The organism is Oceanomicrobium pacificus (assembly GCF_009833495.1).
Lineage (GTDB): Bacteria > Pseudomonadota > Alphaproteobacteria > Rhodobacterales > Rhodobacteraceae > Oceanomicrobium > Oceanomicrobium pacificus.
The window spans coordinates 1,082,280-1,094,898 of sequence record NZ_WUWG01000001.1 but is presented as its reverse complement, the minus strand read 5'-3'; the positions used below and the strand labels follow the sequence as shown (position 1 = coordinate 1,094,898).

10 protein-coding genes are annotated in these 12,619 nt (G+C 62.8%); 7 read left to right on the top strand and 3 right to left on the bottom strand.

Features of this window, described 5'->3' with window-relative positions:
- Positions 1-56 precede the first annotated feature (56 nt).
- Positions 57-2,120 carry a transglycosylase domain-containing protein gene (locus GSH16_RS05400; RefSeq protein WP_160852646.1) on the bottom strand — a complete coding sequence of 688 codons (2,064 nt, stop codon included), beginning with the start codon at positions 2,118-2,120 and terminating at the stop codon, positions 57-59.
- A gap of 288 nt (positions 2,121-2,408) precedes the next feature.
- Here GSH16_RS05400 and GSH16_RS05395 point away from each other — a divergent pair, with 288 nt between their 5' ends.
- The 7 genes from GSH16_RS05395 (at position 2,409) to GSH16_RS05365 (ending at position 8,871) form a co-directional block, all read left to right on the top strand.
- A complete protein-coding gene (locus GSH16_RS05395; protein ID WP_160852644.1) occupies positions 2,409-2,747 on the top strand; it encodes a P-II family nitrogen regulator in 339 nt (112 codons plus the stop codon).
- 34 nt (positions 2,748-2,781) lie between these two features.
- Positions 2,782-4,098: an ammonium transporter gene (locus GSH16_RS05390; RefSeq protein ID WP_160852642.1), complete on the top strand. Its 1,317-nt coding sequence runs from the start codon at positions 2,782-2,784 to the stop codon at positions 4,096-4,098.
- Between the two features lie 124 nt (positions 4,099-4,222).
- Positions 4,223-4,681 (top strand): GAF domain-containing protein, encoded by a 459-nt coding sequence (locus tag GSH16_RS05385; RefSeq protein WP_160852640.1) that lies wholly within the window; start codon positions 4,223-4,225, stop codon positions 4,679-4,681.
- 65 nt (positions 4,682-4,746) lie between these two features.
- A complete protein-coding gene (ade, locus tag GSH16_RS05380) occupies positions 4,747-6,552 on the top strand; it encodes an adenine deaminase (RefSeq protein ID WP_160852638.1) in 1,806 nt (601 codons plus the stop codon).
- Positions 6,549-8,045: an AMP nucleosidase gene (locus tag GSH16_RS05375; protein ID WP_160852636.1), complete on the top strand. Its 1,497-nt coding sequence runs from the start codon at positions 6,549-6,551 to the stop codon at positions 8,043-8,045. The genes ade and GSH16_RS05375 overlap by 4 nt, the downstream gene beginning before the upstream one ends.
- 189 nt (positions 8,046-8,234) lie before the next feature.
- On the top strand, positions 8,235-8,525 hold the full coding sequence (locus tag GSH16_RS05370; protein WP_160852634.1) for an HU family DNA-binding protein: 291 nt from the start codon (positions 8,235-8,237) through the stop codon (positions 8,523-8,525).
- 148 nt (positions 8,526-8,673) lie between these two features.
- Complete coding sequence (locus GSH16_RS05365) at positions 8,674-8,871, top strand: hypothetical protein (protein ID WP_160852632.1); 198 nt, start codon at positions 8,674-8,676, stop codon at positions 8,869-8,871.
- A 6-nt stretch (positions 8,872-8,877) separates the two neighbouring features.
- On the opposite strand, the gene maoP is transcribed toward GSH16_RS05365, so the two are convergent.
- Together maoP and gyrB are read right to left on the bottom strand one after the other, a co-directional pair.
- Positions 8,878-10,098 carry a DUF413 domain-containing protein gene (gene maoP, locus GSH16_RS05360; RefSeq protein WP_268893926.1) on the bottom strand — a complete coding sequence of 407 codons (1,221 nt, stop codon included), beginning with the start codon at positions 10,096-10,098 and terminating at the stop codon, positions 8,878-8,880.
- 78 nt (positions 10,099-10,176) lie between these two features.
- Positions 10,177-12,594: a DNA topoisomerase (ATP-hydrolyzing) subunit B gene (gene gyrB, locus GSH16_RS05355; protein WP_160852628.1), complete on the bottom strand. Its 2,418-nt coding sequence runs from the start codon at positions 12,592-12,594 to the stop codon at positions 10,177-10,179.
- Between the last annotated feature and the right edge of the window lie 25 nt (positions 12,595-12,619).

The following is a 12,619-nucleotide window of genomic DNA, read 5'->3' as shown; positions in this document are numbered from 1 at the left end:
GGAACAGGTGACCGAAAGGGCGGGCCGCAGGTCCGCCCTTTTGCGTTTGTGACGCCCTAGTTGGTGTTGCGCCCCAGCAGCCCGTTCAGAACATCCTCGAAAATGGTCTTGGCGACGCTTTCCACCTTCTCGTCGATGGAGGCGCCGTCGATATTGACGGTGAAGAGATCATCCAGCCCCTGACGCGGTGGCTCGGGCACGATGAGCGGCAACGGGCGTGGCGGCAGCCCTTCGTGGACCCGCACCATGGTTTCGCGCCAGATCTCGGCCGGCAGGCCGCCGCCGGTGACGCCGGTCAGCTTGGAATTGTCGTCATAGCCCATCCAGACACCGGTCACATAGTCGCCGGTGAAGCCGATGAACCAGGCGTCGCGCGCGCCCTGCGTGGTGCCCGTCTTGCCGGCGGCCGGCCGCCCGTCGGGCAGCCGCGCGCGCCCGCCGGTGCCGGTCTCCACAACTTGATTGAGCATATAGACAAGATGCCCGGCCGCGCGTTCGTTGATCACCCGGTATCCCTGTTCGCGGTCGGCGCTCATCAGCACCTGATCGTCGCCGCGCAGCCGAAGGTCGAGCCAGCCATAGGGCGAGGTCCGACGTCCGCCATTGAGGAACCCTGCATAGGCACCTGTCATCTCGATCAGGGTCGATTCCGATGCGCCCAGCGCCAGCGCTGGACCGGCGGCCAGCGGGCTGTCGATGCCGAAATCCTGCGCCACCGCCTGCACCCGGCCGCGGCCGACCTGCTCGGACACGCGCACGGCAACCGTGTTGACCGACTGCGCCAGCGCTTCGGTCAGGGTGATCGGTCCGCGAAACTCGCGTGTGTAATTCTTCGGGCTGTATGGACCCGAGCCCGGCACGTTGATCGTGATCGGTTCGTCCACAACGATGTCGAGCGGGTTCATCCCCGATTCCAGCGCCGCCGCATAGACGAACGGCTTGAAAGAGGAACCGGTCTGCCGCATCGCCTGCGTCGCGCGGTTGAAGCTGCCCGGTCCGGCGTCGATGTCGCGCCCGCCGACAATCGCCCGCACCGCCCCGTCAGGCGACATGACGACAATCGCGGCCTGCGCCTTCGACCCCTCGCGCACCTTGGTTGCGAACACATGTTCCAGCGCCGATTCCGCCGCTTTCTGGATGCGCGCGTCGAAGGTTGTCAGAAAGGCGACATCCTCGGTCGTGTTGCGGGTCAGATAGTCGGGCGCGTCCTGCATCACCCAGTCGGCAAAGGCCTCGCCCGCCAGATCGCGTGCGGCACTCGACAGGGTTGCAGGGTTGGCCCGTGCGATATCGGCTTCCACACGGGTCAGGTAGCCCTGGGTTTCCATCAGCCCCACGACCGTTTCCGCCCGCGCCTGCGACCGTTCCAGATTGGTCGTCGGTGCATAGCGTGTGGGCGCGGTCAGAAGGCCGGCCAGCATGGCGGCCTCTGCCGCGGTCACGTCGCGCGCGGACTTGTTGAAATAGCGCTGCGCGGCGGCCTCGAACCCGTGTGCGCCCGCGCCGAGATAAGCCCGGTTGAGATAGATCGAGAGAATGCCGTTCTTATCGTATTTCAGCTCCATCGCCATGGAGAAGGGCACTTCCTTGATCTTCCGCGCAAGGCTCTGACGCCGGCACTCGGCCTCGGTCCCGTCCTCGCCCAGACACAGGAGCTTGGCGACCTGCTGGGTGATGGTCGACCCGCCATGCCCTTCGAGCGGGCCGCGCCCCTCCGAGAGGTTGATCCGGATCGCGCCCGCAATGCCGCGCGGCGAGATGCCGAAATGGCGGTAGAAGCGCTTGTCCTCGGTCGCGATCACCGCATTGCGCAGCACCGGCGACACGGTTTCGGCGCGCAGCGAGCCGTCAAACTGCTGGCCCCGCCATGCAAATACCTTGCCACGATGGTCGAGCATCGTGACCGAACCGCCGGCGCGCCCGTCGAGCAATGTCTCCATCGGGGGGAGCTTGAAATAATAGTAGGCGGTCGCGCCGCCGAGCACGAGCCCGCCCACGATCGCGACCCGGATCCCGACCCACCATGTGACGCGGAACAGGGTGCGGAACACCCATCTCAAGAAACGCTCGATAAACCCCGGCTTGCGCTGCGGGGACGCCTGCTTCGCCGACTTCGCCATCGGACCGGATACCTGCTCTTGTTTGTTTTGCCGCCAGCATACGCGGAAGCGCCCGATTTGTGCACCCCGCTTTTGCTGCGCTGCAGGACAAGTGATCTGACCATTTTTTAACCATTGTCAAAAAAATGTGCACAAATTGCACACCAAACCGCGATTCATGCGCCTCGGAATGCATCAAATTCTTCTCTGGCCAGCGGAATCCCGCCATTCCCTTCCTATCGCTGCGGCCAGTTGCGGGGTCTCCCGTGTCAGCCCGGCACAGGCGAGCCCAGGAGGGAAACGAACCGAATGAAACTTGTTATCGCTGTCATCAAGCCGTTCAAGCTGGAGGAGGTCCGCGAGGCCCTGACCGGCATCGGCGTCCAGGGACTGATGGTCTCTGAAGTTAAAGGCTACGGCCGCCAGTCCGGCCATACCGAAATCTATCGCGGCGCAGAATATGTCGTGAACTTCGTCCCCAAGATCAAACTCGAGATGGTCGTCTCCGACGGCGATGCCGCCAAGGTTGTCGATACGCTTTCCGAGACCGCCAAGACCGGCAAGATCGGCGACGGCAAGGTCTTCGTGCTCGATGTCGAGCAGGCCGTCCGCGTCCGCACCGGCGAGACGGGCGACGAAGCGCTCTGAGCGCCCTCCCGAGACAGAAAGGATACATGACCAAATGTCCAAAACCCTGAAATTTGCCGGACTTGCAGGCGCTGCGACGCTCGCGGCCGTCCCGGCTCTGGCGCAGGACGCTGCCGCGCCCGACATCAACCCCTATATCTTCACCACGCTGCTCTTCCTGATCGGCGGGTTCCTCGTGTTCTGGATGGCGGCCGGCTTCGCAATGCTCGAAGCGGGCCTCGTGCGGTCCAAGAACGTCACCATGCAGCTGACCAAGAACATCGCGCTCTTCTCGATCGCGGCCATCATGTACTGGCTGGTCGGCTTCAACCTGATGTATCCGGGCGACGGCTGGATCATCTCCGGCTGGTTCGGCACCTTTGCCACCACCTCGCTGGAGCCGGTCGGCCTTGCCGCCGAGGAAGCCGCGCTCGACTATGCATCCGTCGGGTCCGACTTCTTCTTCCAGCTGATGTTCTGTGCGACCACCGCCTCGATCGTCTCGGGCACGCTGGCCGAGCGCATCAAGCTGTGGCCGTTCCTGATCTTCACCGTCCTGCTGACCGGCCTGATCTACCCGATCGAAGCCTCCTGGCAGTGGGGTGGCGGCTGGCTGAGCGAACTGGGCTTCTCCGACTTCGCCGGTTCCACGCTGGTTCATGCCGCAGGCGGTTTCGCCGCCCTGGCCGGTGCCATCATCCTCGGGCCGCGTATCGGCAAGTACAAGGATGGCCGCACCGTGCCGATGCCGGGTTCCAACATGCCGCTCGCAACGCTCGGGACGTTCATCCTGTGGCTCGGCTGGTTCGGCTTCAACGGCGGTTCGCAGCTGGCCATGGGCACCATCGGTGACGTGACCGACGTGTCCCGCATCTTCGCCAACACCAACATGGCCGCAGCGGCCGGTGCCGTGGTCGCGCTGATCCTGACCCAGGTCCTCTACAAGAAACCGGACCTGACCATGATCCTGAACGGCGCGCTGGCCGGTTTGGTATCGATCACCGCCGAACCGCTGGCCCCGTCGCTCTTCATGTCGCTGATCATCGGCGGTATCGGCGGCGCGATCGTGGTCTTCGCGGTCCCGATGCTCGACAAGTTCAAGATCGACGATGTTGTCGGCGCGATCCCGGTCCACCTGATTGCCGGTATCTGGGGCACCCTCGCGGTTCCGCTGACCAATGGCGACGCCTCCTTCGGGGCGCAGATCACCGGCATCGTGGCCATCGGCGCCTTCGTCTTCGTGGTCTCGCTGGTTGTCTGGGCGATCCTCAAGGCGGTCACGGGCATCCGTGTCGACGAGGAAGCCGAGATCAACGGCCTCGACATGACCGAGCTTGGCATCGAAGCCTACCCGGATTTCAGCCACCGCTGATCCAAGCAATATCCCCCGGGGGCCCGTCCCCCGAACTTCAACCCGGGCGTTCGCGCCCGGGCTTTTTTTTGGCGTTTCGCCATGCGGCAGAATCGGATAGGCGGGGCCGCGAAGGAGCCATGCCATGACCGAACCGCAGCCGCTGACCGAGATTGAGACACGCATCGCCGCCCTTGTGGCCGGCGAGGAGGATGTCATCGCCAAGATGGCCACGGTTGCGTGCGAGCTGTTCCAGTCCGACGACCGGTTCGACTGGGTCGGTTTCTACCGCGTGACCGCGCCGGGCATGCTCAAGATCGGTCCCTATCAGGGCGGACATGGCTGCCTCGTGATCCCGTTCGACAAGGGCGTGTGCGGCGCCGCGGCCCGCACCGGAGAGGTGCAACTGGTCGATGATGTCGACGCGTTCCCCGGCCATATCGCCTGTTCCAGTTCCACCCGCTCGGAAATCGTACTGCCGGTCCGGGACGACACTGGCGCGCTCCTGGGCGTGCTCGATATCGACAGCGACCGGCCGGCGGCCTTCACGGGTGCGGATGCCGCGATGCTGGAGCGGATGCTGACGGCGACTTTTGGCGGCTGAGGGCCGCCTCCGGCGTCACTCAAATTTCGCTTGAAGCCCTCTTTGGCCTTGTGACATCCTTGGCCATGTCTGACACACACTCCTTCAAAACCTGGCCCCAATCCGCTGCGCGGCTCATCTCCGTTGCCGCCGGGCGCAGTCCTGCCGACCTCGTCATCCGCAATGGTGCATGGGTGAATGTCCATTCGCGTGAGGTCGTCCGCGATACCGATATTGCCATCGCAGACGGGCGGTTTGCCTATTGCGGGCCGGATGCCGGACCGATGATCGGGCCAGAGACGCAGGTGATCGACGCGGGCGGGCGCTTCATGCTGCCGGGCCTGTGCGACGCGCATATGCATGTCGAGAGCGGCATGCTCACCGTCACCGAATTTTCCCGCGCGGTCATGCCCCATGGCACAACATCCATGTTCATCGATCCGCATGAAGTGGCCAATGTGCTCGGCCTCGACGGCGTGCGTCACATGCATGACGAGGCACTGGAACAGCCGATCAACGTCTTCGTGCAAATGCCGTCCTGTGCGCCATCCGCGCCGGGGCTGGAGACGACGGGCCATGAAATCAGCCCCGAAGATGTGGCCGAAGCCATGGGCTGGCCGAACATCATCGGCCTCGGCGAGATGATGAACTTTCCCGGCGTCATGGCGGGCGACCCGAAGATGCTGGCAGAGATCGCCGCTACACAGGATGCCGGAAAGACGGTCGGCGGGCATTATGCCTCTCCCGATCTGTCGGGCTTCCACGCCTATGCCGCAGGCGGCCCGGCCGACGATCACGAAGGCACGCGCGAGGAAGACGCGATCATGCGTGTGCGACAGGGCATGCGCGCGATGCTGCGGCTCGGCTCGGCATGGTATGATGTGGAAAGCCAGATCACGGCGGTCACCGAAAAGGGCCTCGATCCGCGGAACTTCATCCTCTGCACCGACGATTGCCATTCCGGCACGCTGGTCAATGACGGGCATATGAACCGCGTTGTGCGTCATGCAATCGCCTGCGGGCTCGATCCGCTCGTGGCCATCCAGATGGCCACGCTGAACACGGCCTGCCATTTCGGGCTGGAGCGGGAACTCGGCTCGATCACGCCGGGCCGTCGCGCCGATGTGATCCTGAGTTCAGATCTGACCGCCCTGCCCGTCGAAACGGTGATCGCCCGCGGTCAGGTGATCGCGGAAAACGGCGCGCTGAAGGCGCCGATGCCCGCATTCCGCTGGCCGGACAGCGCGCGCGCCACGGTGAACATGGCCCGCGACCTGACAGCATCGGATTTCACCATCGCCGGAAAAGGGGACGAGGTTCGCGCCAACGTGATCGGTGTGGTGGAAAACCAGGCACCGACACGGGCGCTTGTCGAAACGCTCTCCGTGTCCGGCGGTCAGGTTCAGATGGACCGGGACCGCGACATCTGCCAGATCGCGCTCGTAGAACGCCACCGGGCGACAGGCGGCGTGGTCAACGGGTTCGTGTCGGGTTTCGGCTACAACTTGGACTGCGCGCTTGCCTCCACCGTTGCCCATGACAGCCACCATATGATCGTCGTCGGCACCGATCACGCGGACATGGCGGCGGCTGCAAACCACCTGCGGAAAATCGGCGGCGGTGTCTGCCTTGTGCGGAACGGAGAGGTCCGCGCCAGCGTTGCCCTGCCGATCGCCGGGCTGATGTCGGATGCGCCCGCCGCCGAGGTCGCTGCGGCGGCCGACCGGCTCGGCGACGAGATGCGCGCCGCGGGCTGCGACCTCAACAATGCCTATATGCAGCATTCCCTGCTCGCACTGGTGGTGATTCCGGAGCTTCGGATCTCCGATCTGGGGCTTGTGGACGTCAGGAAATTTGAAAGAATCGAACTTTTGGAACCGCAAACCGTATGAATTTGCATAAAACACTTGGACAAATCGAACTTCCGCTCATCGTGGCCAAGGCGCGCCCGAATGTGACGGCCCAGACGGGCCGCGAGGCCGTGGAAGCGTTGAAATTGCGCTATGCGGACGCGACCGATTTCCTGCGCAACCGCTTTCAGGCCGTGATGGACGGCGCGGCGCCGGAGGGGCGCTACCGTGCCTATTATCCCGAGCTGCGGATGACGACGACATCCTATTCCAAGATCGACAGCCGGCTGAGCTTCGGCCATGTCTCCGAACCCGGCACCTATGGCGCGACCGTTACGCGGCCCGATCTCTTCTCGAACTATCTCGAACAACAGATCCAGCTCCTGATCGACAATCATCAGGTGCCGTTCGAGATCGGCATGTCCGACACGCCGATCCCGCTCCATTTTGCGATGGAGGAAGGCGCCCATGTCGAAGGATCGATCGAGGACCGGCTCGACCGGCCGATGCGCGATGTGTTCGACGTGCCCGACCTCGACACGACCGACGACCGGATCGTGAACGGCACCGACCGCGCGGCGAGCGATCCCGTCCGCCCGCTCGCGCCGTTCACCGCGCAGCGCGTCGATTATTCGCTCGCACGGCTCGCCCATTACACGGCGACAAGCCCGGCCCATTTCCAGAACCATGTGCTCTTCACCAACTACCAGTTCTACATGGACGAGTTCGTCGCCTATGCGCATCAGGCGCTTGCGGATCCGGACTCGGGCTATACCGCACTGGTGGAACCGGGCAATGTCGTGACAACGCGCGAGGGCACCGACGGAGCGCCGGTCGCGCGGCTGCCGCAGATGCCGACCTTCCACCTCAAGCGGGCGGACGGACAGGGCATCACCATGGTGAATATCGGTGTCGGCCCGTCGAACGCCAAGACGATCACCGACCATATTGCCGTGCTGCGACCCCATGCCTGGCTGATGGTCGGCCATTGTGCCGGCCTGCGCAATTCGCAGAGCCTTGGCGACTATGTGCTCGCCCACGCCTATGTGCGCGAGGATCATGTGCTCGATGACGACCTGCCGACATGGGTGCCGATCCCGGCTCTGGCCGAGGTGCAGATCGCGCTCGAAACGGCGGTGGCCGATGTGACCGGCCTGAGCGGCTACGAGTTGAAACGGATCATGCGCACCGGCACTGTCGCGACCATCGACAACCGCAACTGGGAATTGCGCGACCAGTCCGGCCCCGTTCAACGGCTGTCGCAGTCGCGCGCCATTGCGCTCGACATGGAGAGCGCCACCATCGCCGCGAACGGTTACCGGTTCCGTGTGCCCTACGGCACGCTTCTTTGCGTGTCCGACAAGCCTTTGCATGGCGAGTTGAAGCTGCCAGGCATGGCCACGGCCTTCTACAAACGGCAAGTGGCGCAACACCTCCAGATCGGCATTCACGCGATGGAAAGCCTGCGCGGCATGCCGCTCGAACGGCTTCACAGCCGCAAACTGCGCAGCTTCGACGAAACCGCTTTTCTCTGATCCCGGCCGGATGACGCGGCGGCACCCTGTTTTGGGTGCGCTGCACAATGAAAAATGGCTCGAAAACCCAATAATAATTGGGTTTGAGCGCATTTCTGACATTGTTTTTGGTGAACGGTTCCGCTTTAGTCTTAGCCGAGGACCTGCAGGGTTCCACGCATAAACCTAAACCCGAACGGGAGCAGAGAGATGACCCAGAAACCGATGACCAAAACCCAGCTTGTAGCTGCACTGGCCGAAAAGACCGGGACCGACAAGAAATCCGCCAATGCCACGCTGGAGGCTCTGGCCGAAATCGTGTCGACGGAAGTGGCTGCCGGCGGTGCCGTGACGCTGCCCGGTCTCGGGAAATTCGCCTGCCGCGCCCGCCCCGAGCGGATGGTGCGCAACCCCGCCACCGGCGAGCAGATGAAAAAGCCGGCCGACCGCGTGGCGAAAGTGACCATCGCGAAAGCCCTGAAAGACGTGATCAACGCCTGATCCGATCGGCTTCGATCTTCGGCAGGCCGTCCCCCGGGGCGGCCTGTTTTCGTTTGCGCCTCGCTCACGCAGAACTGAGCAAGCCTTCCTTTACCGGTCCGTGCGACCTTGCTAGCCTGACGTCAGGCATCAACGGTGGGGGTCGGACATGCTGCGCAACATTTCACTTTTCTATCTGACGGCCATGTATCTGGTCTTCGTCATCGCGATCAGCAGCGGTCTGCGTGGCGCGGCTCCGGCAGAAATGTTCTTCGTCGCGCTCCTCGGCTGGCCCATCTCCGCCCTCCTCCTCGTCGCGGTCTATCGTGCCAACCGGATCTTCCGGCCGGGATTGGGTGGGGAGTAGAGGCTCTCAAATCGGTGCCTCGTTTGGTCTTCGCTTCCGGAAAATATCCACAGCGAGGACACCGACATACGAAAAGAACCCATTTTCGGTAAGCTTTCTTCCGGCACAGCGTGCCATCAATGCAAGCACAATGCCTGCGATTGTTCCGACAAGGATGGGTCCGGATACGGTTGCACTTGTAGCTATTACGATTCCGCTCAGAACGCCTCCTTTGGCAACGCCACGCATCGAATCCGTCAATGCACCAGCATCCCTGCTTTTCTGATAGGCTTGCGCTGCGGAAACCAGAACAAGCATCAGCAACAGGGGATTGGCAGCAACTGCTCCGCTTATCGCAAGAGCACCAACCATTTCCGCAAACCGTTCTTGCTCGGCCTTGTTCCAGCAGAACAGAACGGCAATTCCCGGAATGGCAGCGCTTAGCATCTCTTCGGCGTTGTAGTGCGTCATATCGAGTGTCCACGTTCTCGATAGGCCGAGTCTCTCTAATGAAGAACTCAGAAACGCATAGTTTTCCGCTGACAGGGTGACGACTGGCATACCGAGTGCTGAACTTGCGTCCGAAGCAAAAGCGGCCAACCAGTTATTCGCTTCTTCCCAAACAGAGTCGTCCGGCACCGCGTTTCGAACCGCTTCCATTGACCCCGGAAGCGTATGGTTTCCGTCAAACAGACGGTGCCAGCTTGGCGGGACCCCGCCTTCCCGCATGACGCCGAAGCCTGCATCCATCGCCCTGGTATAGGTGTTGCTAAGCGTATTGAAACTCTCGGCCGACCAACTGGCCAAACGTTGAGCGAGCTCGCGATCCGCCAGAACCGTGGGCACCCATTTGCCGCTAGCAAGCAAGAGGAACTTCAGTTCCTCCATGGTAGCGCTGGCCGAGGCACGGTTGGGCATACGACGCAGTATTGAACGCCCGTAGTTCAAACTTGCGTTCAAACTGTCGCGCGCGCCGCGGCGCCCGCTTGCAGGTTCCTCCACGAAATCAGCATCATCAGCCGATTCCAGATATTCGACGTAGCGGATGTACGCCTTTTCATGGGCAGTCTGCGGCGCTTTCACCTTCCGGCAGCAGGCAACAAACTCACGTTGCGCCGGTGTGGCTGGAACCCGCGCTCCGGAATCCAGTGCAAGGTAAAAAGGCAAGTACCTCGAAAGGAGGTCCCAATCTTCTTTGCGTAGTTTAAGAGGTTTTCTACTACTTTTTCTTATCTTTGTTCTAATCAATTCTAGTCACCCGTTGTTCAACGGATGAATCTATAGGTTCAGATATTGACCCGAATATGGCACCCCCGGCCCCTCAGATCAGAAATCCAGGTTCTCCACACTCAGGGCGTTCGCCTGAATGAACTCGCGGCGCGGTTCGACCACGTCGCCCATCAGTTTGGTGAAAATCTCGTCCGCCTCGTCGAGCTGGTCGATCTTCACCTGCAGGAGCGTCCGCGCCTCGGGGTCGAGGGTGGTTTCCCAGAGCTGGTCGGGGTTCATTTCCCCGAGCCCCTTGTAGCGCTGAAGCGTCAGGCCCTTCTCGCCCTCGCGCAGGATCGCAGAGAGAAGATCTGTGGGCGCGTGAATGGCCTGACTGCGATCCTTGCGCTGGAGCGTCGCCGGTTGGGCATAAACCTCCTGCAATGCGTCGGTGAAAGAGCCGAGCTTGCGTGCCTCCGCGCTCCGCAGGACCGGACCGTCGAGCGTGCGAACCTCGTCCACGCCGCGCAACTCGCGGCTGAAGCGCAATCCGCCATCCTGTGTCGGGCGACCGGACCAGCCCTTCTCATATTCGGTGGCGATCAGGTCGAGCCGCTCGGCCACGTTGGTGGCTGTTTCCTGCGGCCGGGCATCCAGTTGGCCGGACACCAGCGCGCCGGCAATGGCCGCCTGTTCGATCACGAATTGCGGGTAGAGCGTCGGGAAGGCGTTCAGGATCGTGCGCACCTGCCGTGCCTCGTCCACCACGCGGGCCAAATCGGCACCGGCCAGAACCGACCCGTCGCCAAGCTGCAGCGATGCGTCCGTCAGCCCCTGTTCGATCAGGTAATCCTCCAGCGCCATCTGGTCCTTGAGGTAGACCTCTGACTTGCCGCGCGCGACCTTGTAGAGCGGCGGCTGCGCGATATAGAGATACCCGCCTTCGATCAGTTCGGGCATCTGCCGGAAGAAGAAGGTCAGCAAAAGCGTTCGGATATGCGCGCCGTCCACATCGGCATCGGTCATGATGACCACCTTGTGGTAGCGCAGCTTGGAGATGTCGAACTCGTCGCGGCCGATCCCGGTGCCGAGTGCGGTGATGAGCGTGCCGATCTCCTGGCTCGACAGCATTCGGTCGAACCGCGCGCGCTCCACGTTCAGGATCTTGCCCCGCAGCGGCAGCACCGCCTGATTGTGGCGCGACCGGCCCTGTTTGGCCGACCCGCCGGCGCTGTCACCCTCGACGAGGAAGATCTCCGACTTGGCGGGATCTTTCTCCTGACAGTCGGCGAGCTTGCCGGGCAGGGATGCGATGTCCATCGCGGTCTTGCGCCGGGTCAGTTCGCGGGCTTTGCGGGCCGCCTCGCGTGCGAGCGCGGCCTCCACGATCTTGGAGACGATGTTGCGGGCCTCGGCCGGATTTTCCTCGAACCACTCGGCGAGCTTCTCGTTCATCAGCGACTCGACCGCCGGACGCACCTCCGAGGAGACGAGCTTGTCCTTCGTCTGGGAGGAGAATTTCGGGTCCGGCACCTTCACCGACAGGACACAGGTCAGCCCCTCGCGCGCGTCATCGCCCGAAAGGTTCACTTTCTCCTTCTTCGCGATGCCCGACGACCCCGCATAATTGTTGATCGTGCGCGTCAGCGCCCCGCGGAAACCGGCCAGATGGGTGCCGCCGTCGCGTTGCGGGATGTTGTTGGTAAAGGGCAGGACATTCTCGTGGTAGCTGTCGTTCCACCACATGGCGACCTCGACCCCGATGCCGTTCATCTCGCCGGACACGAAAATCGGCTCGTCGACGAGCGGGGTTTTCGACCGGTCCAGATAGCGCACGAACTCGCGCACGCCGCCCTCGTAGAACATTTCCGTCTCGACCGGTTCGGCCGGCCGCTCGTCGCGCAGCGTGATGCGCACGCCGGAATTGAGGAAGGCCAGTTCGCGCAGCCGGTGCTCCAGCGTCGCGAACTTGTAGTCTCGGTTGGAAAACGTGTCCGTGGAGGCCAGAAACCGCACCTCGGTCCCGGTGCGCCCGTCCGAGTCGCCCACGACCTCCAGATGCTTGACCGTCTCGCCATGTTCGAACCGCGCGCTATGCTCCTTGCCGTCGCGCCAGATCCGGAGTTCCAGCCAGTCGGACAGGGCATTGACGACGGAGACGCCGACCCCATGCAGGCCGCCGGAGACCTTGTAGCTGTTGCTGTCGAATTTCCCGCCAGCATGCAGCTGGGTCATGATGACCTCGGCTGCGGAAACGCCCTCTTCCTCATGGATGCCGACCGGAATCCCGCGCCCGTTGTCGCTGACAGATACGCTCTCGTCGGCATGGATTGTGACGGTAACCGTGTCGGCATGGCCGGCCAGCGCCTCGTCGATGCCATTGTCCACGACCTCATACACCATATGGTGGAGGCCCGACCCGTCATCCGTGTCCCCGATATACATGCCGGGGCGCTTGCGGACAGCCTCCAAACCCTTGAGAACCTTGATGGAATCGGCGCCGTATTCAGATTGCGGCTGCGTCGGCTCTGACATGCATGAAATCCCTTATTTTGTGGGT